This window comes from Pseudomonas sp. PB106 (assembly GCF_009764645.1).
GTDB lineage: Bacteria > Pseudomonadota > Gammaproteobacteria > Pseudomonadales > Pseudomonadaceae > Aquipseudomonas.
Genome location: NZ_RWIM01000004.1, coordinates 39242 through 62262, shown reverse-complemented (window position 1 = coordinate 62262; position 23021 = coordinate 39242). Strand labels below are relative to the sequence as shown.

General features: G+C 61.2%; 19 protein-coding genes and 1 pseudogene. 4 read left to right on the top strand and 16 right to left on the bottom strand.

What is annotated here, in order from left to right; translation table 11 throughout:
* Nucleotides 1-335, top strand: a pseudogene (locus EJA71_RS00745) (DEAD/DEAH box helicase); the annotation flags it as partial.
* 158 nt (nucleotides 336-493) lie between these two features.
* Here the strand turns inward: EJA71_RS00745 and EJA71_RS00740 are convergent.
* The 3 genes from EJA71_RS00740 to EJA71_RS00730 all read right to left on the bottom strand — a co-directional run bounded on the left by EJA71_RS00740 (nucleotide 494) and on the right by EJA71_RS00730 (nucleotide 3763).
* Nucleotides 494-1069, bottom strand: a complete 576-nt coding sequence (locus tag EJA71_RS00740; protein WP_007913714.1) for a YceI family protein — start codon at nucleotides 1067-1069, stop codon at nucleotides 494-496.
* Nucleotides 1070-1100: 31 nt separating this feature from the next.
* A complete protein-coding gene (locus tag EJA71_RS00735) occupies nucleotides 1101-1652 on the bottom strand; it encodes a cytochrome b (RefSeq protein WP_158953422.1) in 552 nt (183 codons plus the stop codon).
* Nucleotides 1653-1999: 347 nt separating this feature from the next.
* Complete coding sequence (locus tag EJA71_RS00730; protein ID WP_158953420.1) at nucleotides 2000-3763, bottom strand: flavin monoamine oxidase family protein; 1764 nt, start codon at nucleotides 3761-3763, stop codon at nucleotides 2000-2002.
* 223 nt (nucleotides 3764-3986) lie between these two features.
* Between EJA71_RS00730 and EJA71_RS00725 the strand changes: the two genes are divergently transcribed.
* Both EJA71_RS00725 and EJA71_RS00720 read left to right on the top strand, forming a co-directional pair.
* Nucleotides 3987-5393 (top strand): adenosylmethionine--8-amino-7-oxononanoate transaminase, encoded by a 1407-nt coding sequence (locus EJA71_RS00725; protein WP_158953418.1) that lies wholly within the window; start codon nucleotides 3987-3989, stop codon nucleotides 5391-5393.
* Between the two features lie 145 nt (nucleotides 5394-5538).
* The gene (locus tag EJA71_RS00720; protein ID WP_158953416.1) at nucleotides 5539-6258 is read left to right on the top strand and encodes a 16S rRNA (uracil(1498)-N(3))-methyltransferase; all 720 of its coding nucleotides are present in this window, start codon (nucleotides 5539-5541) and stop codon (nucleotides 6256-6258) included.
* A 110-nt stretch (nucleotides 6259-6368) separates the two neighbouring features.
* Here the strand turns inward: EJA71_RS00720 and EJA71_RS00715 are convergent, their stop codons facing one another.
* Nucleotides 6369-6986 (bottom strand): hemolysin III family protein, encoded by a 618-nt coding sequence (locus tag EJA71_RS00715; protein WP_158953414.1) that lies wholly within the window; start codon nucleotides 6984-6986, stop codon nucleotides 6369-6371.
* A gap of 210 nt (nucleotides 6987-7196) precedes the next feature.
* Between EJA71_RS00715 and EJA71_RS00710 the strand changes: the two genes are divergently transcribed.
* Nucleotides 7197-8117 (top strand): LysR substrate-binding domain-containing protein, encoded by a 921-nt coding sequence (locus tag EJA71_RS00710; RefSeq protein WP_158953412.1) that lies wholly within the window; start codon nucleotides 7197-7199, stop codon nucleotides 8115-8117.
* Nucleotides 8118-8242: 125 nt separating this feature from the next.
* On the opposite strand, the gene madM is transcribed toward EJA71_RS00710, so the two are convergent.
* From madM to EJA71_RS00650, 12 genes are all read right to left on the bottom strand, one after another.
* Nucleotides 8243-9007 (bottom strand): malonate transporter subunit MadM, encoded by a 765-nt coding sequence (gene madM / locus EJA71_RS00705; RefSeq protein ID WP_016984761.1) that lies wholly within the window; start codon nucleotides 9005-9007, stop codon nucleotides 8243-8245.
* Nucleotides 9008-9012: 5 nt separating this feature from the next.
* A complete protein-coding gene (gene madL, locus EJA71_RS00700) occupies nucleotides 9013-9405 on the bottom strand; it encodes a malonate transporter subunit MadL (RefSeq protein WP_129395884.1) in 393 nt (130 codons plus the stop codon).
* Nucleotides 9406-9471: 66 nt separating this feature from the next.
* A complete protein-coding gene (mdcH, locus tag EJA71_RS00695; protein ID WP_158953410.1) occupies nucleotides 9472-10392 on the bottom strand; it encodes a malonate decarboxylase subunit epsilon in 921 nt (306 codons plus the stop codon).
* The gene (locus EJA71_RS00690; protein WP_158953408.1) at nucleotides 10389-11009 is read right to left on the bottom strand and encodes a malonate decarboxylase holo-ACP synthase; all 621 of its coding nucleotides are present in this window, start codon (nucleotides 11007-11009) and stop codon (nucleotides 10389-10391) included. Before EJA71_RS00690 ends, mdcH begins: the two co-directional genes overlap by 4 nt.
* Nucleotides 11003-11788 (bottom strand): biotin-independent malonate decarboxylase subunit gamma, encoded by a 786-nt coding sequence (gene mdcE, locus EJA71_RS00685; protein WP_158953406.1) that lies wholly within the window; start codon nucleotides 11786-11788, stop codon nucleotides 11003-11005. Before mdcE ends, EJA71_RS00690 begins: the two co-directional genes overlap by 7 nt.
* Nucleotides 11785-12636: a biotin-independent malonate decarboxylase subunit beta gene (locus EJA71_RS00680; protein ID WP_158953404.1), complete on the bottom strand. Its 852-nt coding sequence runs from the start codon at nucleotides 12634-12636 to the stop codon at nucleotides 11785-11787. The genes mdcE and EJA71_RS00680 overlap by 4 nt, the downstream gene beginning before the upstream one ends.
* Nucleotides 12629-12928 carry a malonate decarboxylase subunit delta gene (locus EJA71_RS00675; RefSeq protein ID WP_007913697.1) on the bottom strand — a complete coding sequence of 100 codons (300 nt, stop codon included), beginning with the start codon at nucleotides 12926-12928 and terminating at the stop codon, nucleotides 12629-12631. The genes EJA71_RS00680 and EJA71_RS00675 overlap by 8 nt, the downstream gene beginning before the upstream one ends.
* Nucleotides 12928-13800: a triphosphoribosyl-dephospho-CoA synthase gene (locus EJA71_RS00670; protein WP_158953402.1), complete on the bottom strand. Its 873-nt coding sequence runs from the start codon at nucleotides 13798-13800 to the stop codon at nucleotides 12928-12930. Before EJA71_RS00670 ends, EJA71_RS00675 begins: the two co-directional genes overlap by 1 nt.
* Nucleotides 13800-15470, bottom strand: a complete 1671-nt coding sequence (mdcA, locus tag EJA71_RS00665; RefSeq protein WP_158953400.1) for a malonate decarboxylase subunit alpha — start codon at nucleotides 15468-15470, stop codon at nucleotides 13800-13802. Before mdcA ends, EJA71_RS00670 begins: the two co-directional genes overlap by 1 nt.
* A 268-nt stretch (nucleotides 15471-15738) precedes the next feature.
* On the bottom strand, nucleotides 15739-16104 hold the full coding sequence (locus EJA71_RS00660) for a DUF6124 family protein (RefSeq protein ID WP_158953398.1): 366 nt from the start codon (nucleotides 16102-16104) through the stop codon (nucleotides 15739-15741).
* A 533-nt stretch (nucleotides 16105-16637) separates the two neighbouring features.
* Nucleotides 16638-17108, bottom strand: coding sequence for a chemotaxis protein CheW (locus EJA71_RS00655; RefSeq protein ID WP_158953396.1), 471 nt, complete (start codon nucleotides 17106-17108; stop codon nucleotides 16638-16640).
* Complete coding sequence (locus EJA71_RS00650; protein WP_158953394.1) at nucleotides 17101-23010, bottom strand: Hpt domain-containing protein; 5910 nt, start codon at nucleotides 23008-23010, stop codon at nucleotides 17101-17103. Before EJA71_RS00650 ends, EJA71_RS00655 begins: the two co-directional genes overlap by 8 nt.
* Between the last annotated feature and the right edge of the window lie 11 nt (nucleotides 23011-23021).

Sequence of the window (23021 nt, the reverse complement as noted above, 5' to 3'; positions counted from 1 at the left end):
GCGGTCAGCCGCAAGGTCGCCAGAACGGTCCGCGCAACAGCAACGGTTCGAGCACCGGCACCCCACCGGGCAAACGCAGCGGCCCGCGCAACGGCGCACCGCGTGATGGTCAGTCGGGGCGTCGTGACGATTCCGCCTCGTCCTCGCGCAACCGCCGTCCGGCCCGTGACGAGCAGCCTCGTAGCGAGCCAGCCGTGCAGAATCCGCGCAGCAATGGCCCGAAGATCATGCACAAGGAATCGAAAGCCGACCGCTTCCCGACGCCTGAGCAACTCGATCAACTGCCAAGCCGCCCACGTGGCGAAAAACCAGCGCTGCTGACCCGCAACCGCTGATTTTACGCTGCAATGAAAAATGCCCCGCCTCGCAAGAGCCGGGGCATTTTTTTGGACGACCCAAACCCGCTTCCTACAGGAGGAATTGTGTTTTGACGGGCAATAAAAAACGCCCCCGGCCTTTCAACCGGGGGCGTTTTTGTGTGGCGGGTGGAAAGTTACTTAACTTTCACGCCTTCCAGCGAGATGTCCAGATCCGCAGTTTGCGAGGTAGGACCTGGGCCCTTGATCCCGAAATCGTTCAGGTTGAGGGTGGTCTTGGCGTTGAAGCCAGCACGCTCGCCGCCCCATGGATCCTTGCCTTCGCCGTTGAACGTAGCCTTGAAGGTCACTGGCTTGGTCACGCCGTGCAGGGTCAGGTCGCCAGTCACGTCAGCGGTCTTTTCACCGGTCGATTTAACGGCGGTGGAGACGAACTTGGCATCAGCAAACTTGCCGACATCCAGGAAGTCTTTGCTGGCGATGTGTTTGTCACGCTCAGCGTGGTTCGACCACAGGCTGGCGGTTTTCACATCAACGGAGATCTTGCTGGCTTCAGGCTTGGCCGAATCCCACGAGAAGGTACCGTCGAAATCTTTGAAAGTACCGTGGATGAAGCTGTAGCCCAGGTGGCTGATTTTCCAGTCAACGAAGGCGTGCTGACCTTCCTTGTCGATTTTGTAGTCCGCTGCCATGGCCTGAGCCGAGAGCAGTGCAGAACCGATTGCCAGAGCGGCCAGAGTCTTTTTCAACATGCTTTCTTTTCCTTTGAGTCGAGGTTGAATTTCAGGCTTTGCGACCGAGCATTCGTGTCAGGGTCACATCACGATCAATAAAGTGGTGCTTCAATGCTGCCAACGCATGGAGGCCGGAAAAAATTACCAGCGCCCACGCCAGCCACAGATGAATCACCCCAGCGGTATCTGCTTGATCCGGTAGCCCGGAAACCAGTGCAGGAACTTCAAACAGGCCAAACACCGGGATCCCGACACCGTCTGCGGTGGAAATCAGGTAACCGGCAAGCATCACAGCGAACAGCGCCAGATATAGAAACCCGTGGCCGAATTTGGCGCCGAGACGGGTCATGCGGCTGTAGCTTTGCAGCGTCGGCGGCGGTGGGCTGATAAAGCGCCACAGCACCCGTAACACCATCACGGCCAGCAACACCAGGCCGATGCTCTTGTGCAGATCCGGCGCCTCTTTGCGCCAGCTGCTGTAGTAATCCAGCCCGACCATCCACAGACCCAGCGCGAACAGCCCGAAGACCACCAGCGCCACGCCCCAGTGCATGAAGATGCTGACCCAACCATAGCGCGAAGAAGAGTTACGTAGCTGCATTGCCCAAATCCTGTGAGAACTGCGAACCAAGACTAGCGAGTTATCTATCGAATTAAAGCGGAAAATTTCGCTTTGAAATATCGAGAAATACGATCAAGAGTCTGGAAGTGGCGTGTTAAGGAAAGATTAACGGGGAAAGTGTGGCGGGATGTTAGGTGGTAGATCCTGATGATGCGCTGTCTGGACAGGCCTCATCGCGGGCAAGCCCGCTCCCACAGGGGTCGGTGGCGTTGAAAAATCCTGCGTTCACCTCAGAAACCTGTGGGAGCTGGCTTGCCAGCGATGGGACCTTCACAGGCAAAAAAAAGCGCGGCATAAACGCCGCGCTTCTTCGTTCACCGCAAGGCTTACTGCGCCTTGGTCTCGGTCGTTGCCGCAGGCTTGGCCGCTGGCTTCTTCGCCGGTTCAGCCTTTTTCGCCGCTGGTTTCGCCGCAGGCTTTTTCGCTTCGGACTTGGCCGCTGGCTTCTTCGCCGCAGGCTTGGCCGCCGCTTTCTTCGCCGGTTCAGCTTTCACTGGTGCCGCTGGCTTCGGCGCTTCCACCGGAGCTGGCGCAGGTGCCGGGGTCGGCGCAGGCGCTGGTGCGACCGGAGCTGGAGCCGGTTCTGGTGCCTTCACAGGCTCTGGCTTCTTCTCGTCATCCGAACCGCCGAACAGATTAGTGAAGAAGTTGCCCTTCTTCGCCGCCACGGCACCCGCCGCCGCTGCTGCAGCCGGAACCACTTTCGCCGGTTCAAACGATTTGCCTGCCGCCAGGTCTTCAACCTGACTGGCCGCACGCTGACCGGTGCGCAGTGCGCCTTCAAGTGTGCCCGGGTACAAGGTGTCGGTGTGTTCGCCGGCGAACGTCACGCGTTGCAACGGACGCTCCCACAGGCGCCAGAACTTGCTGATCTGGCCTGGGCCATAAGCCAGGTAGGCGCCGCCCATCGACGGGTCGGTGCTGTAGCGGCGGATTTCATAGCCGGTGAACGAGCCACGGGCCTGTGGATAAAACGCGTGCAGACGGATCAGCACCTGATCGACCATCTGCTTGTCGCCAAACGCCTGCATCACGCGGGCGTTGTCGCCGGACAGGTTGATCACCACGTTGGCGCCGCCCTTCAGCGCAGGCTCGATCCAGAGCATGCCAAGGCCGGTGTTGCTGTAGATCTCGCCGGACATGCGCGCCTTGCTTTCCCACACTGGCGTCTTGAACTTCAACATGATCTGGTCGCGCCAACCGTAGTTGGTGCCCTTGATCGCGGCCAGATGCTGGGCATCCAGCGCCGGGGTCAGCGCAATCTTGTTCAGCGCACGCAACGGCACGGCCAGTACGACGTAATCAGCCTGATAGCCAACGCTGCCGACCTTGACGGTCACGCCGTCCTTGTCCTGATTGATCGCCGACACCGGCGAGTTGGTCTTGATGGTCTTGATCTGTTTGACGAAGGCCTGCGCCAGCACCTGGCTGCCACCGACCAGACGCGAAGCACGCAGGTCACGGTCGGAGACGCCGCGATACACGCGGTTCTGCTGAGCGAAATACAGAAGCGACAGACGCGAAGGTTCGTCGTAGTGGGTGCGGATGTCCTGGTTGATCAACTGACGCGCGGTGGCGGGCAAGTTCTGCTTGTCGAGCCAGCTCGACACGGTGATCTGATCCAGTGCGTGCAGGGTGTTGGTCGCGGCCGGGTTCTGCGGGTCGTCGATCGAACGCGCCAGATCGTCGAGGGTTTTCTGGTAGCGCTTCAAGGCATCGGCGGTCGCCGGTTGCTTGGTCGCCAGATCAGCGGCGGAGAAATACTCGCCATCGATCAGATAACCCGGCGTACGCACGAATTCCGGGGCCGGCGTGGTGCCCAGCTTGAACGTCGAGACGTACTTGTTCAGCACTGGCTGCGTCTTGTCGTTGCCGATCCACTCGCTGGTGGCCATGCCGGAGCGACCGCCCAGGCTCGGCTTGGCTTCCAGCAGCGTGACCTGCCAGCCTTTGTTTTGCAGCTCGTAAGCGGCGGTCAGGCCCGACAGGCCCCCACCGATCACGATTGCGGTTTTATCCTTGGCCAGCGCTGTAACGCTGAACAGCCCCAACATCACTAGCGCACAGGCGCGCAGCCAACCGACAGACATTCAGCGAACTCCGGAAATACACGTAGGAAAAAGCAGTTTTGCGAGTCAGACGACCCAAAGAACCGCGAAGAATACGTTAGCCATCAAAACGCCGCCAGCGACGTCTATCGGCTCATACAAAGTAGCTCAATCGACACAATGGGTTGTCCCCACGCGATGCATTGCATAGGCTTGCGCGATTGTTTGCCCGCGCCTGACGCGAGCCGCCTCGAGGAGACTGTAAATGGGCCTGAATAACCAGTGGATGCAACGCGACCTCGCGGTGTTGTGGCATCCCTGCACCCAGATGAAAGACCACGAACAGCTGCCGCTGATCCCGATCAAGCGCGGTGAAGGTGTCTGGCTCGAAGACTTCGAAGGCAAGCGCTACCTCGACGCCGTCAGCTCCTGGTGGGTCAACGTATTCGGCCACGCCAACCCGCGCATCAACCAGCGCATCAAGGATCAGGTCGATCAACTGGAACACGTGATTCTCGCCGGTTTCAGCCATCAACCGGTGATCGAGCTGTCCGAGCGTCTGGTGAAGATGACGCCGGAAGGCCTGAACCGGGTGTTCTACGCCGATAACGGTTCGTCCTGCATCGAAGTCGCGCTGAAAATGAGCTTTCACTACTGGCTCAATCGCGGTCAGCCGAACAAGAAGCGCTTCGTCACCCTGACCAACAGCTACCACGGCGAAACCATGGCCGCGATGGCGGTCGGCGACGTGCCGCTGTTCACCGAGACCTACAAAGCGCTGCTGATGGACACCATCAAAGTGCCGAGCCCGGATTGCTACCTGCGCCCGCAAGGCATGAGCTGGGAAGAACATTCGCGCAACATGTTCGCCGCCATGGAGCAGACCCTGGCAGAAAATCATGACAGCGTCGCGGCAGTCATCGTCGAGCCGCTGATTCAGGGCGCTGGCGGCATGCGCATGTATCACCCGGTGTATCTGAAGTTGCTGCGCGAGGCCTGCGATCGCTACGGCGTGCACCTGATCCTCGACGAAATCGCTGTGGGTTTCGGCCGCACCGGGACGATGTTTGCCTGTGAACAGGCCGGCATTCGCCCGGACTTCCTCTGCCTGTCGAAGGCCCTGACCGGCGGCTATCTGCCGCTGGCCGCGTGCCTGACCACCGACGAAGTCTACAGCGCGTTCTACGACGACTATCCAACCTTGCGCGCCTTCCTGCATTCGCACAGTTACACCGGCAACCCCCTGGCGTGCGCGGCGGCACTGGCGACGCTGGATATCTTCGAGCACGACAACGTCATCGAGAACAACAAGGCTTTGGCCCAGCGCATGGCCTCGGCGACCGCGCATCTGGCCGATCACCCGAACGTCTCCGAAGTGCGCCAGACCGGCATGGTCCTGGCCATCGAGATGGTCAAGGATAAAGCCACCAAAGAGGCCTACCCTTGGCAGGAGCGTCGCGGTTTGAAGGTGTTCCAGCATGCGCTGGAGCGTGGCGCGTTGCTGCGTCCGCTGGGCAGCGTGGTGTATTTCCTGCCGCCGTACGTGATTACCCCGGAGCAGATCGACTTCCTTGCCGAAGTCGCCAGCGAAGGCATCGACATCGCCACCCGTGACAGCGTCAGCGTGGCCGTGCCGAAAGATTTCCACCCCGGTTTCCGTGACCCAGGCTAACCGTGACCGCTCGTTCCCACGCTCCGCGTGGGAATGCAGCCCGGGACGCTCAGCGTCCCAACAGCGGACGCAGAGCGTCCGGTGAGGCATTCCCACGCAGAGCGTGGGAACGATCTACTGATTCACATCTTTCCAGAGACCCGAAATGAGACTGTCCCGCTTCTTTATCGACGCCCCGCTGAGCACCGGCGAACACGAATTGCCGGAGGCCCAGGCGCATTACATCAGCCGCGTGCTGCGCATGACCGAGGGCGATGCGGTGCAGATGTTCGACGGTTCCGGCCATGAGTTTCGCGGTTCGCTGCTGGAAGTCGGCAAGAAGCGCGTGACCGTGCAGATCGACGAGCAATTCGCCGGACAGGTCGAATCGCCGCTGCACATTCACCTCGGCCAGGGACTGTCCCGTGGCGAGCGCATGGATTGGGCGATCCAGAAAGCCACCGAGCTGGGCGTGAACGAAATCACCCCGATCTTCAGCGACCGCTGCGAAGTCCGCCTCAAGGACGAACGCGCCGACAAACGCCTGCTGCACTGGCGCCAAGTGGCGATCAGCGCCTGCGAGCAATGTGGTCGTTCGCGGGTGCCGGTGATTCATCCGCCGGTATTGCTGGCGGACTGGATCAAGCAGACCGAAGCCGAGTTGAAACTGGTGCTGCACCCGGTCGCGGAGCCGTTGGTGAGTCATGCCAAACCGGCGACGTTGGCGTTCCTGATCGGGCCTGAGGGTGGTTTGACTGACGCTGAAGTCGAGCAAGCCAAAGGCAACGGCTTCCACGCCGCCCGCCTTGGCCCACGGGTGTTGCGCACAGAGACCGCGCCAGTCGTGGCGTTGGCGGTAGCCCAACAATTGTGGGGTGATTTCTAGGACGCCATCGCTGGCAAGCCAGCTCCCACAGGTGCTTTGTTGGCCACAACATTTGTGAACAACATTGAACTCTGTGGGAGCTGGCTTGCCAGCGATAGCCGCACCTCGGTCTACAAGACGTAAAACAGAATCGCGACAAAGTGCAGCAAACTCCCGGCAATCACGAACAGATGCCAAATCCCATGCGCATGCCGCAGCCGGTGATCGAGGGCAAAAAAGATAATCCCCACCGTGTACAACACACCGCCCGACGCCAGCCAGGCAAACCCGGTGGTGCCCAGCGCCGCCATCAAAGGCTTGACCGCCACCAACACAATCCAGCCCATCACCGCGTAAATCACGATCGACAGAATCCGCGCCTCTGAACGCGGTTTGATCTCTTGCAGGATGCCGATCAGCGCCAGCCCCCAGACAATCCCGAACAGCGTCCAGCCCCACGGCCCGCGCAGGGTCACCAGACAGAACGGCGTGTAGCTGCCGGCGATCAACAGGTAGATCGAAAAGTGATCGACCTTCTTCATGATCGCTTTCTTGCGCCCGCGCACGCTGTGATACACGGTTGATGCGCTGTAAAGCACCAGCAGGGTAAACGCGTAGATCGCCACACTGACAATCTTCCACGGGCTGCCGTCCAGACAGGCAATCACCAGCATCCAGACCCCGCCGACAAAAGCCGCCACCGCCCCGACCAAATGCGTCCAGGCGTTGAGTTTTTCTCCGTGATACATGTGTCACTTACCTCAATAATTCGTTACCGCAACGCGCAAGGCTCGGGCCTTGAGCGTAAAAGCGCAATGTTTCTGTTCAAAGCCAAGATCAAAAGATCGCAGCCTTCGGCAGCTCTTACAGGTGATCGCGTTCCAATGTAGGAGCTGCCGAAGGCTGCGATCTTTTGATCTTCAAGGCACAATCGACGCATTCCAAAAAGAGTCCGCGCCATGCTGATCGACGAAGAATTGACCCTGAAAAAACTCGAGGTGTTCCTCGCCTTCATGCGCACCGGCAACCTCGCCCGCGCCGCTGCCGAGTTGCAGACCAGCAACGTCAGCGTGCACCGCGCGATTCACTCGCTGGAAAGCGCCCTGCGCTGCCCGCTGTTCAAACACGAAGGCCGCAACCTGACACCGCTGGAAAGTGCTTACGTCCTCGAAGAGCGCGCACAAAAGCTGATCAACGACGTCGTCGAAAGCGTGCGCCTGACCCGCGAAGCAGCCGGATTCTCCGCCGAACGTTTCAAACTCGGTTCGCTGTATTCGCTGACGGTGAAAACCGTGCCGCAGCTGATCATGGGCCTGAAAATCCGCCGCAGCGAACTCAACATCGACCTGATCCTCGGTTCGAACATCGACCTGCTCTACAAGCTGAAGAACATGGAAGTCGACGCGATTCTGGTGTCGCTGGACGACAGCATCAACGACCCGGATTGCGAGCAGATTGCACTGTTTTCCGACGACATCTTTCTCGCCACCCCGGCGGATTCAAAGTTCGCCCAGCGCAGTGAAGTGGATCTGGCGGAAGTGCGCGATGAAACGTTTATCACGCTGACCCAGGGCTTCGCGACGCATCAGGACGGTAACCGGGTGTTCAAGCAGGCGGGGTTCGAGCCGAAGGTCGCGATGCAGGTGAATGACATTTTCACTCTGCTGAGCATGGTCAGCTCGGGGGTCGGATATGCGTTGCTGCCAGGAAGGATTGCGGCGGTGTATGAGAACCGGGTGAAGCTGATTCCGTTGCAGGAGAAGTACCGGTTGCAACAGCACATTGGTGTGGTGTTTCTGAAAGCCAAGGAGCGCGATCCAAACTTGTTGGCGTTGCTGGCGGAGTGTCGGATGTATGCCAATCGGCAGGCCTCCCCATGATCGTTCCCATGCTCCGCGTGGGAATGCCTCAATGGACGCTCTGCGTCCGGCTTTTTGGGACGCGGAGCGTCCCGGGCTGCATTCCCACGCGGAGCGTGGGAACGATCAAGGGCAACTTTTAGCGATTAACCCACCAACCCGCGCATCGCCAAAAACAACAGCGAAGGCCCAAGCAAACAGCCAAGCGCGGTATAGAACGCCGCCGTCAGACACCCATAAGGCACCAGCTTCGGATCCGTCGCCGCCAACCCGCCGGCCACACCACTGGACGTGCCCATCAGCCCGCCGAAAATCACCGCACTGCGTGGATTGTTCAGGCCGATCATCGGCGCCACGAACGGCGTCATGACCATCACCAGAATCGCCTTGATCAGCCCCGCCGCAATCGACAGCGCCATCACCTCGGAACTGGCACCAATCGCCGCGCCGGTCACCGGGCCGACGATGTAAGTCACCGCGCCTGCGCCAATGGTGGTCAGGCTCACCGCATCGGTATAACCGAACGCCATCGCGACACCGACCCCGGCAACAAACGACGTGCCGACACCCACAAACAGCGCCAGCACACCGACGAACCCGGCACGCTTGAGTTCATCGACACTCACGCCAAATGCCGTGGCGACAATGGCAAAGTCACGCAGCATCGCGCCGCCGAGCAGACCGATGCCGGACAGCAACGGAATATCCACCACACCCTTTTGCCCACCGGTCAGCGCGCCGCCGACATACGACAGCACCAGCCCGAGCAGAATGGCGATGGCCGAGCCGTGCAAACGGCCCTTGGTGAAGGTGTTGGACATCCAGTAGGACACCCACATGGTCAGCCCGACAATCAGGAAACCGCTGATCAAACCGTAGCCAGTGATCACTTTCATCATCGATTCGTACATGGCGATTACCCCGCAGTCTTGGCTGGAGCGATCGGGGTCTGCTCCTTGTTGCCCATGCGCGTGAGCACTGGCACCAAGGCGAAAGCGATGACCACGGCCAGCGTCCCGGCGAGGATCGCCATCGGCCCGCCCTTCAGTGCGCCGTAGACGTTTTGCTGGGCCGCCATGGCCACCACGATAGGAATGTAGACCGCGCTCCAGAACTCGACACCCTGCTCGGTCTTGCCCTTGAGCCAGCCGCTTTTATTCAGATAACTGCCCAGGCCAATCAACAGCAGCATCGCAATGCCGACACCGCCGACGTTGGCCGGCACGCCGATCAGCTTGCCGAGCAATTCACCGACCCAGATACCCACCAGCGTACAAAAGGCGAGAAACGCCACACCGTAAATAATCATTGTTGTAGTCCTCAAAGTGCATCGTCGAATGTTGTTTTTGTTGTTCGAAGCTTGAGTCGCGGCGGTTTAGAGTTGGCGGCTTCCCTCCTCACGCAGCAGCGCTTGCAAGGTGTCGAGGCGAGCACTGTCGAAGGCAGTGACCGTGCCCTGCTCGAACACCCGGCGCGCCAGCCCGGTCAGCACCGCACCGGGCGGCAGTTCGATCTGTAAACGTACGCCGCGCTCGTAGGCGCTTTGCACGGTGCCGCGCCAATCCACCACGCGGCACATGTTGAAGGCGAGGTCGTCGCGCAGCGCTTCTACTTTGGTCACAGGGCGTGCGCGACTGCCGCTCAGGTAAGCGACTTTGGGGATTTTCAGTTCAACCTTGGCGAAGGCTTCGGCGAGGGCTTGTGCCGGTGCGTCCAGCAGTGGGCAGTGCGACGGCACGCTCACCGCCAGACGTTTTGCCAGACCTGCGCCACGGCCGCGCGCCAGTTCGGCGACCGCTTGCATGGCCTCGTCACTGCCGGCGATTACCACCTGATTGTCGGCATTGATATTGGCCAGATACACCGGCGAATCCTCACCGTGCACCTGCGCCAATAGCGTTTCGACTGTGGATAATTGCAGGCCGATAATCGCGGTCATGCCGTAGCCCTGTGGATAAGCTTGTTGCATCAGCGCCCCACGCAGGCTGACCAGATGCAGCGCATCGCTGAAGCTCAGCGCCCCGGCGACCACCGCTGCCGGGTACGCACCAATGGACAGGCCGGCAACGTAATCCGCCGTCAGTCCGTCTTGCAAAAGTTGCCGCGATGCAGCGACGCCAGCAATCAGCAGGCAAAGCTGAACTGCCCTTGTCGTGCGCAACGCTTCAGCGGAATCGAGTCGCAAAACATCTTCGCCAAGTACATCGCTGGCCTCGACCACGGTCTCGCGCGGCAAGCGCTGAAGCATGCCCGCCTGTTGCGCACCCTGGCCGGGGAACACCAGCAGACTGCTCACGCTGCTTGCTCCTGCGGGTTCCACGGATCAATCACCAGGCAAGCCTGATGGGCGTTTTTCAGCAACACGCGCGTCGAAGCACTGGCCCACTCACGCAAGGCCACAGCGCCGAACGGCGTCTGCAATTGCATATCGACTCGGCACGCGGCTTGATCGAAAAGCTCAACGAACTTGCTTGCCTGATTACGCGTGATCATCTGCGGTGTCCGCAAAATCAAATCGAGATCGCTGTCCGCGTGCATCGCTTTAAAACCACTGGCCAATTCAAACCCGACACTGCCGCTGACACCCCAGACCCAACCGCAGTCATCGAGCATCGGCCGCAGTTGTTTGAGCGCGTGCACCACCGGCAGATTGCGCTCGCTATCGACCTGACACAGCGCCTCCGGACTGACCCGACAGGCAATCGAATCAACCGCCATCAACGCCGCCAGCCGCTGCTCACGCAACACGCCGCGCACGCCGACCGCGACAAATCCTTGAGAACTCAGCGCCCGCCGCACCACCACCGGTTGCCCGGCGGCCAGCGACTCGACAGCCCACTGCGGCGCATCCGCCGGCAACTGCGCCGGGGTCATGCCCCAGAGCAGATCGTGGGCCAGCGGCGTGTTCACCACTGCGCCCTCAACAGTTCGCGAACCTTGCCGGAGGCCGCACGATTTTTCGCGCCGAGACGATTGCTCAGATCAGTGCTGGCGACATCGCCAATGGCTTGCTTGAGGCACTCGTTAACCCTCGATAGATCCTCCGTCGTCGGCTGTTCGATCTGCTCAACCGACAGGGTTTCCCACAGCAATCCGAGGCTGGCGTAGCTGTCGATGTCATAAGCCATCGGCGGCACACTGGCGGCCAGCGCTTCCAGTTCTTCAACACTGCGCAAGGTCACCCGCGCCGCCGACGCCTTGCCCATCGCATGCACCATCACACCCGGATCACGCAGCGCGATCAAACGATTGGCCTGATAACCATGCGCCAGAAACGCCCCGGACATCGCTTTACCGACCAACAACGCAATCACCGCATGCCCGGCCAGACGTGCGCGGGCGTAACTGTCCGCCGCACCGGCCAGCGCCTGATGAATACCGAGCGCTTCTTCACGGCGACCATAAGCCTGGCTCGGCACATCGACGATGGCGATGATCGGGCGTTTCTGGGATTTATCACGATCAGCAGTGATCGCGTCATCCACAGCCTTGGCCAGACCCCAGCCTTCGAGCAAACCGACTTCGCCATTGCGAGCGCGAGGAAAACGATTGTCTGGGTCAGTTACCACCGCGATAAAACGCCCCAGCTCACCGTCAGCCACCTTCAATGAGGGCGGCAGCCCTTCAACAGCCACAGCGCCCGCGCTCAAGGCGTTGAACCAGTTCAAACCGCGCAGTGAATAACCGCTCATGAGCGCTCTCCTTGATACAGATCGCGAACCACCGACGGTTCGATTTGCGGGTCAGTGTTCAGACTGCTCAGGCGTTGCAGGAACCATTCGGCGCGCTGGCTGCGTGGTTTCGCTGGCAAACCCTGCTGCAGTAATTCACCCACCTGCTGACGAATCTTCGCCACGTCATCGGCGACATAACGATCCACCAGACCACTGGCGAAACGCTGCTCGCCGCCAGTCAGGCTCCAGATGAAGGGCCGGTCGCGGGAGTCGTATTCTTCAATCCCCGCTTCCTGCTCAATCACCTGCGGGCCGTTCAAACCGAGGCGTGCTTCCTGAGTCACCAGCAAATAACTGCACAGCGCAGCGGCAATCGACATGCCGCCGAAGCAACCAACGCTGCCCGCGACCACACCGACCACCGGTTGGTACTGCTGCAAATCGACAATCGCCGCATGAATATCGGCAATCGCCGCCAGCCCGAGGTTGGCTTCCTGCAAGCGCACGCCACCGGTTTCCAGCAGCAACACGGCGCGGGTCGAAATTCCTTTGCGGTTATCTTCAGCCGCCAGTTCCAGCGCGCCGGCAATCTTCGCCCCGCCGACTTCGCCAAGACTACCGCCCTGAAATGCACCTTCAATCGCGGCGATGACCACCGGCAAACCGTCGAGGCTGCCCTTGGCAATCACCACACCGTCATCGGCCTGCGGCACCACCCCTTGGCGTTCAAGCCACGGAGACATGACTCGTTGAAACGGATCGAGCAATTCGCGAAAGCTGCCGGCATCAAGCAAGGCTTTCGCCCGTTGTCGCGCACCGAGTTCGACGAAGCTGTGTTTGTTCAAAAGCGCTGCGCTGTCAGTCATGGCCGATCTCCTCGAAACCTTGTTCCAGCCGCAAGCGCACCACCCCCGGCGTCGCGCCGAAATCGTGGATATCGATGGCCATCGCCGGCGGCGTGGTGCCGTCGAACATCCGCGCAAACAGGTGCTGCCAGCGCAGTTGCGCGCCATTGACCGAGGTCTGCACATTGATCGTCAGCTTGCCGGCCAGGCCCGGTTCGATCAGCACTTCCAGATCACCCGAGCCGACACAACCGACCAGCGCGCGACCACGTGGCGGCTGCCCGGCGGGGAATTCAAACGATAGGGTTTCCATCAAAACGCTCCCTGAAGGATGCCGTCGCGCTCGATACGGTCGAGCAGCAGCGTGGCGGCGAGCAAGTCGGCGGCGCCACCGGGCGAGGCATTCAATGCGATGAGTTGTTGATCCAGTTCGTGCAGCCGGCGGCGACCGCTGAGGCTGGCGCTGCCACCGGCGTCGAGCACCGCTTGCGCGCCGAGTTGCATGGCTTGCAAGCCCTCTTCACCAGCGCGGTAAAGCACGCAGGTGTCCGCCAGATTGGTCATGATCGCGAGCAAAGCGTCGAGCCGGGCGTTCTGTTCGCCGCTGGCGTTGGCGCGGCTGCGTTTGAGTTGCGGCAGGCCGCGTTGCACCACCGACGGGAAGCCGAGTTGCGCTTCTTCACGCGCGCCGCGTGCGCCGTAACGCAGGGCGACTTGGGCGCCGTGGCTCAAGGGTTTGGGGGCATGGCGATCGTCCAGCAAGGCCAGACGTGCGGCGCGTAGGGTCACGGCATTCGCGCTGGAGGATTGCGGTTCCAGCGCAGCGGCCGTCACCAGCAATCCCAGCGCCCAAATGGCGCCGCGATGCGTGTTCACACCACTAGTGGTCGCGAGCATGGCTTGCTCGCCTTCACGACCGATGCGGCCAATCGCTTCGCGCAACGTTGAATCGACTTCGCCGATTGCGCCCGCCGCTTCAGCCATCTCCTTGAACGCCGGCCACAACGACAGCGCCGAAGCGTGCATCAGGCCCAAGTGCAGATCGGTGTGCGCGCCATTGCCGCGACGGTCGACCAGCGCCGGTTTCGGCGACAGATCGGCTTCGTCGATCAGCGCGTCCACCGCCAGGTCGGCCAATCGATCCGCCAGAGAAAGCGGTTTCGCTTGCAGGTTGAATGCGTGCATTACCAGCTCCTGAATTTCGCGGGCGGGTTGTACAAACCGCCGGACCACTCGACCAGATCGGCCACGCTTTTCGCCGCGAGCAACTCACGGGTGGCGTCGGTGCGGCGGATGCCGAGGTCTTCGGGCAAGGCGATCAGGCCTTCGCGGCGCATGCGTTCGGTGTCTTTCGGGTTGTGGCGCAGGCCGATGGCGGTGACGCCGGCGACCGCTGCGATCATTGCCTGACGCTCTTCCAGCGAACGCGCCTTGTACAGGTAGGCGATGCCTTCTTCGGTGAGCAGATGGGTGACGTCGTCGCCGTAAATCATGATCGGCGCCAGCGGCATGCCACTTTTCTTCGCCACTTCCACCGCGTCGAGGGTTTCGACGAAGGTCGGCTTACCGCCCTCCTGGAAGGTCTCGACCATTTGCACCACGAGTTTCTTGCCGCGTTCGAGCATCGGTTGCTGCGCATCGTCGTGGCGCATATCGAGCCACGCCGGAGTGCCGTGACGGCGACCGCGCGGGTCGTGGCCCATGTTCGGCGCACCGCCGAAACCAGCGAGACGGCCACGGGTCACGGTCGAGGAATGGCCGTCGCCATCGACCTGCAACGTCGCGCCGATAAACAGATCCACCGCGTATTGCCCGGCGAGTTGGCAGAACATCCGGTTGGAACGCAGCGAGCCATCGCGACCGGTGAAGAACACGTCGGGGCGTGCGGCGATGTAGTTTTCCATGCCCAGTTCAGTGCCGAAGCAATGCACACTTTCGACCCAACCGCTCTCGATCGCCGGGATCAGCGTCGGGTGCGGGTTGAGCGTCCAGTTGCGGCAGATCTTGCCTTTGAGGCCGAGGGATTCGCCGTAGGTCGGCAGGATCAATTCTATGGCGGCAGTATTGAATCCGATGCCGTGGTTGAGCGACTGCACGTTGTGTTTTTCGTAGATCCCGCGAATCGCCATCATCGCCATCAACACGTGCACAGGTTTGATGTGGCGCGGGTCGCGGGTGAACAGCGGTTCGATGTAGAACGGCTTGTCGGCGACCACGACGAAATCGACCCATGAGGCGGGGATGTCCACACGCGGGAGTTCGCTGACGTCGTCGACCAGTTGGTTGACCTGAACGATGACGATGCCGTCGCTGAACGCCGCCGGCTCGATCAATGCCGGGGTGTCTTCGGTGCTGGGGCCGGTGTAGATATTGCCGGCGCGGTCGGCCATGAAACCGGCCGAGAGCACGACGCTGGGGATCAAGTCCACCACCAGCCGGGCGTAGAGTTCGATGTAGGTGTGAATCGCGCCGATTTCCAGCAGGCCGTCTTCGAGCAACTGGCTGATGCGCAGGCTCTGCGTGCCGGCGAAGGAGAAATCGAGCTTGCGGGCGATGCCGCGTTCGAACAGGTCGAGGTGCTCGGAGCGACCGACGCTGGGCATGATCATGTGCAGGTCGTGGAGCTTTTCCGGGTCGGCCTTGGCCAGCGAGCGCGAGAGGAAATCCGCCTGCTTCTGGTTATTGCCCTCCAGCACCACACGGTCGCCGGGATGAATCAGCGCTTCGAGCGCGGCGACGATCTTGTCGGTGGGCAACACCACACCGTTGGCCAGCCCGCGCACCTTGTCGAGGCGGCGCTGCTTCTCATCGCGCCGCCGCGTCCAGCGCGAGTCGGGGGAAATTGTTGTTGTCATGCTCACTCCACGGGGTTCGCTGTCGTGGAGCTAAGGTAGGCGTGTGGGGTGGGGGCATCAATCAAGCGCAGTGGCGAATCATTACGCTGAGCGTAACGTTCGCCGACGCCTTCGCGAGTAGGAGCTGCCGAGTGAAACGAGGCTGCGATCTTTTGATTTTCAGAATCAACATCAAAAGATCGCAGCGTGCCGCAGCTCCTACAGGGGACGCATTCCAACTGTAGGAGTGAGCCTGCTCGCGATGGCGTCGCATGGCTCGACGCATTAATCAGTCAGTCGGCACCAATCTGTCCAACACACGATTTACAGCCATTTCCGCCACCATCACCACTTGCGCAATACCCTGCAGGGTCTTGCGGTGCGTGCCTTCAACCATGGCTGCGTGATTGTTGAGCATCACCGTGGCCGAGCCGAGGGTTTCGCTGGCGTCGGCCAGCAGGGATTCGGTGTCGGCATTGGGGTTGGCCATGTACAGCGTGTTGGGGGTGTAGGGCGTGGCCATCAAGTCGGCGTTGGTCGGGCCGAGGTAATGGTCGAGGGCGCGTTCGGCGGCTTCGTGGAATTTCTTGGAGTCGGGGGATTCGTAGGGGGATGCCGGGTCGGTGGCCGGCGGGTTAGGCGTTACTTTGAACATGGATGACTTTCCTCTGTTGAGGCTGCGACCATCCCGCTGCTAAACGATAGGGAGGCAGCTGTGCGCAAGTTAGCAGACCGGTAGTCACCCAAACCCGGCGCACCCGAAGGTGCCATGCGCACAGCCACCATCAAGTGCAGGCGAATGCCTGACTGGATGAGACTCGTACGACCGGACAACTAGCCGGGCTGCTAAACCCGATCACTGGGAATCAGTGACCCGATCCACGTTACGCAGCCAGCCCACGGCGCACAAGCCGGCGGATTCTGGTACATGCGTAGGCAGCGGCGCAAGGATTTGTAGGCTAGGAAGCCGTAACACCGGGTGTCTTTAAACAAGTGTGCCGGAAAGTGTTTAAGACATGACAGAGATCAGGGATTTGCCTGTAGGAATTTGGTGATGCTGCTGGCCCCATCGCTGGCAAGCCAGCTCCCACAGTGTCCGAGTTGTATTCAAATTTTGTGCACCACACAAAAACCTGTGGGAGCTGGCTTGCCAGCGATGGGGCCTGTCAGAGCACCACGAAATCTGGATCAATGGATCAGCCCAGCATCCACCAACAACTGCTCCAACCCCAACAAATCCGGCACCTTCGCCACCTGCTCCCCGACCTGCACCGCCGCCTGCTCCAGCGCACACAACGGCACATCGACATAACTCAACTGACTATCAAGCTTGTACGACCGCGGGATCCCCTGCACCAGCAGGGCAATGAACTTCAACTCCGGCAGACCGCCCAGCGCATTCAAAATCACAATCCGCGCTCTCTCGCCAATGACGATTTTCTGCCCACACGCCGATTCAAAACTGAGCAGAGGAATCTGCCGCTCGCGCCACTTCACGCGCCCCAGATACCACGGCGGCGTGTCCAGATCGAAAGCGCTGGCCTGGTAATCGATCAATTCAGCAACAGCGACGTTAGGCAGGATCAAATTGCGATCCGCCAACGGCAGCAGCAGCCCGGTGAGTTGACTGCTGCGCTGATTGTGCCGGCGCTCATGCATGTTTCTTGCTCCACTGGGCAATGCTTTCAAGCAGCACCGACTCTTGATACGGCTTGCCGAGGTAGTCGTTGACGCCAATCGCCATCGCGCGATCGCGGTGTTTCTGCCCGGTGCGGGAGGTAATCATGATGATCGGCAGGTGTTGCAGGCGTTCGTCGTTGCGCACCTGGGTGGCGACTTCGAAGCCGTCCATGCGCGGCATTTCGATGTCGAGCAGCATCAGGTCGGGCATGTGTTCTTCGAGCAGCAGCATGGCGTCGACCCCGTCCTTGGCGGTCAGCACGTTCATGCCGTGGCGTTCGAGCAAACGGCTGGTGACCTTGCGCACGGTGACCGAGTCGTCGACCACCATCACCAGCAGCGGTTTCTGCGGTTCGCTGTCGATCTCCGGCAGCGTTGGCGTCGGCGCAATGCGTGCCTGCATCGCGCGGATCGGTGCGAGCAGATCGAGAATCAGCACCACCCGGCCATCGCCAAGAATCGTCGCCCCGGACACGCCCTGTACCGTCGCGAATTGTGCGCCGAGGCTCTTGACCACGATCTCGCGCGTACCGGCCATGGTGTCGACCTGCACCGCGATGCGCCGGTCGTTGTAGTGCACCAGCAGCACCGGCAACGGCAGACTCTGGCCAAGCAGTTTCGGCCGTGGCGCAGTTTTCAACAGCTCGCCGAGGTAGCACAGTTCATAGGTCTGGCCGCCGTACTGGTAACGCGGCGGATCCTGGCGGAAGTGCCCTTCCAGATCATTCGGCAACACCCGAACAATGCCTTCGATGGTGTTCAGCGGAATCGCGTATTGATCCTCGCCACACTGCACCATCAGCGCACGGTTGACCGACACGGTGAACGGCAGGCGAATGCGGAAATGCACGCCCTGCCCCGGCACCGAATCGATACTCATGCTGCCGCCGAGCTGCCGCACCTCTTCGTGCACCACGTCCATGCCGACGCCACGCCCGGAAATCTGGGTGATCTTTTCCGCTGTGGAAAAGCCCGGCTGCAGAATGAACTGCAACACGTCGCGGTCGCTGATCTCGGCGTCCGGCGCGAGCATGCCGCGTTTGATCGCCTTCTTGCGCACCGCCTCCAGCGGCACCCCGGCGCCGTCGTCGCGAATGTCGAAAACGATGTCGCCGCCCTCGCGCGACAGGTCGAGGCTGATCTGCCCTTGCGCCGGTTTACCCGCCGCCAGCCGCACCTCGGCGGACTCCAGACCATGGTCGACGGCGTTGCGCAGCATGTGCTCCAACGGCGCGGCCATGCGCTCGAGCACATTGCGATCCATCTCGCCTTCAGCGTTGCCGACGACAAAGGCGACGTCTTTGTTCAGCTCTTCGGCAACCTGACGGACGATGCGTTTCAGGCGCGGCAACATGCGCTCGAACGGCACCATGCGCGTACGCATCAGGCCTTCCTGCAATTCGGTGTTGATGCGGCCCTGTTGCTGCAACAGGTTCTCGGCGTCGTGGTTGCGGCGATCGAGGGTTTCCTTGAGGTCGAGCAAGTCGGAGGCCGATTCGAACAGCGCCCGCGACAGTTGCTGCAACTGCGAATGGCGATCCATTTCCAGCGGGTCGAATTCTTCGTAACCGAGGCGTTCGGCATCGACTTGCTGACGGCTGAGAATTCGCCCTTGGGTTTCCGTATCGAGACGGCGCAGCTGATCGCGCATGCGTTCGATGGTGGTTTCCATCTCGTTCAGGGCGATCTGTGCGTCGTTGACCTGCTGTTCGATACGGCCACGGAAGATCGAGGTTTCGCCGGCCAGATTGACCAGCTCATCGAGCAATTCGGCGGAGACCTTGACCATGTCCGCGCCAGCCTCGGCAGCCGGCGGTGCAGGTTCGGTCTTAGCGGGCAGCGGCAACGCTGGCGGTGTTTCGACCGTGACTGGATGACTGAAATTCTGGATCGCATTGATCAGCCGATCTGCAGGCGGACACGGTTGCCCGGCGCGTACACCATCGAGCATTTGCGCCAAACGATCATGCCCACGCTGCACCAGCGCAAACAGTTCCGCCGATGGCTGCAACGCGCCGCTGGAAAGACTTTCGTAAAGATATTCCAGCTCATGGGCGAGGTCGCCAATCGGGCCGATCTCGACCATCCGCGCGCCGCCCTTGAGGGTGTGCAGATCGCGCAGCAGGGTTTCCACTTCCTGGCGATTGCCCGGCTCGGCCTGCCAGCGCAGCAGCGCGGCGCCGGAGTTTTCGATGATGTCGAAACCTTCTTCGAGGAAGATTTCCAGCAGCTCCGGGTCGTGACCGGCGCTGTCGTGTTCGGTTGTTGCTGGCGCCGTTTCGGCAACGACTGGGCCTTGGCGAACCTGACGGATCGCGTCGATCAGATCCAGCGCCGGGGTCAGCGGCTGATGGTTTTGCAACTGATCAAGCAACAGCGCCAAGCGGTCATGGCTCTTGAGCAGCAAGCGCCCCAGGCTTTCGCTGTAGTGATAACGACGATCAACCAGACCTTCGTAAAGGCTTTCCAGCTCCTCGGCCAGATCGCCGATGGCCTCGACTTCGGCCATCCGCGCGCCGCCCTTGAGCGTGTGCAAATCCCGTTGTAACGAGGACAGCGGTGCGCCGTTGTCCGGGTCACTGAGCCAGCGCTGCAGGGCTTGGCCGGAACTGTCGAGAATGTCGACCGCTTCTTCAAGGAAGATCTCGACAATCTCGTCATCGGGTTCAAGCGCCGTTGCCTTTTGCTGCAACTCAGCGGTGGCGCTGCCCAGTTCACGAATGCTCAGGGTGCGGCTGCCATCACTGCGAATCAGGCCCATCGCCGACGGGTCGAGGCTTTCATCGAGCAGGTCATGCAGGGCGCGAATCCGTTCTGGTTGCGGCGTGACTTCCTGCCCGGCCGCCAGTTCGTCGAGCATATTGATCAGCGCTTCGTGAGCGTTTTGCGCTTCCTGGAAAAACCGTTCGCTGACTGCCAGGCTGCTTTCTTCTACTGCGCCATACAGGTCGAGCAAGGCCTCACAGAGCACATCGACCGGCAGCAGATCGGCCATGTGCGCGCCTTCGCCGAGGGTGGTCAGTTCATCCAGCAAGGCGCTGAGTTCCTGACGCTCGCCGGGGTGTTGCTGCCAGCGCTGCAAGAGGTTTTCCGCGTCGAGCAAGATGTCCATGCCCTGGGCGAGGAAGTTGTTGATCAGTTGCGGTTCACGCTTGATTCGCAGGCCGGTGTTCGGCGCATTGAGGATGGTTTCCAGGCGCTCGGCGAGCAGCGCGTCGGTGCGTTTGATCAGCGACTGCGCCCCGACAATCGGCGCCAGCGGATCGTGCTTGAGCTGACGCAAGCCGATACGGAAAAGGCCTTCGGCTTCCAGCAGCAATTCGACTTCGTCGAGGTCCAGCGGCAACTGGTGCGCCTTAAACTCCCGAGCCAATTGATCGAGCGATGCGGCCAGTTCAGCAATCGGCAACACGCCGGCCATCGACGCGCTGCCCTTGAGCGTGTGCAGAGCGCGCTGCAATTCGTCGCTGGCCTGCAACGGCACATGCTCGGCGGCTTGATCGAGAAAGCGATTGAGGCTGGCGAGGTGGGTTTCGGCTTCCTTGCGGAAGATCTCCAGCAACAGCGGATCGAGTGCCGCGACATCGTCGACGTCTTCGGCGGCCAGCGGTTCATCACCCTTGGCCAAGGCGTGAGCGCGGGCGGCGAGTTGATCGACATCGCTGCGCTGACGTTGGCTGTTCGTGGCGAATTCACTGATCAGCTCGGGCAGCAACAGCACGGTGTCGGTCAGCACTTGCTGCACCACCGAGCCCGGTTCGACACTTTGTTCGAGCACGCGGTTGAGCAGGTTTTCCACCGACCACGCCAGCTCGCCAAGGATCAGCGCGCGGACCATGCGCCCGCTGCCCTTGAGGGTGTGGAAGGCGCGGCGCAGTTCAGTCAGCGCATCGCGATCCTGCGGATTGGCGCTCCAACGCGGCAGGTATTCGTGGAGGACTTCGAGGACTTCGTCGGTCTCTTCGAGGAACACTTCGCGCAGTTCATCGTCGACCGGTTCTTCATCGGCTGGCGGCGGCATCAGGCTGCCGGGCGTCATCAATGCAGGTGGATTGACCGCTGACACCGGGCTGGCCAGAACGTCGGCCAGCGACTGCACGATCTCCGGATCGTCGAGCGCCTGCATGTCCTGCATCACCAACGCTTCGCTCGGGCTGAGCACATCGTCGAGCACCGGCACATGCTGTGCACCGGGCTGCTCATCGGGAAAGAAACCCAGACTGGCGAGGGATTTCTGCGCGACATCCAGCAGTTGTTCGCCGGGTGCCTGCGGATCGTCGCTCAAGCGTTCGAGGTAATACTCGAGACTGCTGATGACATCGGCCAGCCGATCCAGTTGCTCCCAACCCGGCTCGTGCGGATCAAGCAGCAAATGCTCGCGAATAAAACCGTTGCACGCTTCGACCAGAGTCGCCGCACGACTGAGCGGAATCATCGCCAGGGCACCGCGCACCTGAGTCAGCAGCGCTGGCAAGGGTTGCAGGTGCTGGCGATCCCAATCGGCGTCGATGTAGTCGACGATCATGTCCTTGGCCTGTTGCAGGCAGATGCGCGTTTCCTTGATCACGATCTGGTGAATCTGCGTCAGGTCGGTGGTCGGCAGTCGCGCATCTTCCGGGCTTTCCGGCTCGACGGTGCCGACCATTCCGGCCAGCGTCGCTTCGACGTAGAGCAGCGCACCGGCAACGTCCATGAGGATCGCGTCGTTTGGTTCGCGCTGGCCCTGGGCAAGGCTGAGCACCACGGCCAACTGATCGATGATGACTTTGCGCGGCTGGCCGAAACCGAGCACGGCGAGGGTGTCGGCGATCTGCCGCAGCGGTGCGAGCAGGCTTTCCAGATCCGAAGTGTGCTGGCGGTCGCTGCGCACGAACAGGTCGAGGCGCTCCTTGACCCGCACCAGTTCCTCACACAGTGCCGCCAGCACCGAGCGCATCGCATCGCGGTCGGGGCCGGCCAGTCGCGCGCGTTCTTCATCGACCATCGCGCTGTCGGGCAACGCGTCGTCCAGGGAGTAGCGATCTTTCATGGTCAGCATCTGCCCGGTGGGATGTTCGGCTTTGGCAATATAGAACAACAGGCTTTTCAGCAGCTCCGCCGGCGCCGGTTGATTAAGGCCAGACAGGCCTTGTTCGAGCAGGCGTTTGAGTTCTTTGTCGGCATCCTTGAACAGGCTGCGCAACGCCGGGCTGTTGGCGATAACGCCTTCACGCATGCCTTCGACCAGCGCCGAGGCGACCTGCCACAAAGGGCTCAGTGGCGCATGACCGCTCAGTGCTTCGAGGCGGGTGAAGACTTTGGCCAGATACTCGAGGTGCGTCTGGTCATCCTGTTCGCGCAGCAAACCGACCAGAGCCATTTGCAGCGTCTGGCGCAATTTGCGCAATACGTTGGGCAGTTCGGCGGGCTCCAGCAGCGCCAGTTCGTCGGCCCGCAGCGGCGGCAGTTCGGGCAGCTGCGGGCTGAACAGACTGGTTTCCGAGAGCAGGCTTTCACCCCGTGCGCTGCGTAGATCATTGATCAGCGGCAGCACCACCAACGGCAGATCACGCCGGGCGCTCTGCACGCGGTCGAGGTAGATCGGTAATTGTCCGAGGGCTTGCAGCAACAGGTGCAGCGCTTCGTCGCGATGGCTGACGCGCTCGTGTTGCAGGGCTTCGACCAGATGCTCCATTTCTTCGGCGAGCAAGGCTGCACCGTAGAACTCGACCATCTGCAGGCTGCCGTGGACCTGATGGATGTAATCGTGGCACTCGTCCAGCCCGGGAAAGGCCTGCGGATCTTCGAGCACGGCTTCAATCGCCTGATGCGCCTGTCTCAGCGTTTCGGCAATTTCGCCTTTGACCCATTCGAGGGCCACGTAGTCGTGGCGATCACCCATAACCGCTCCGA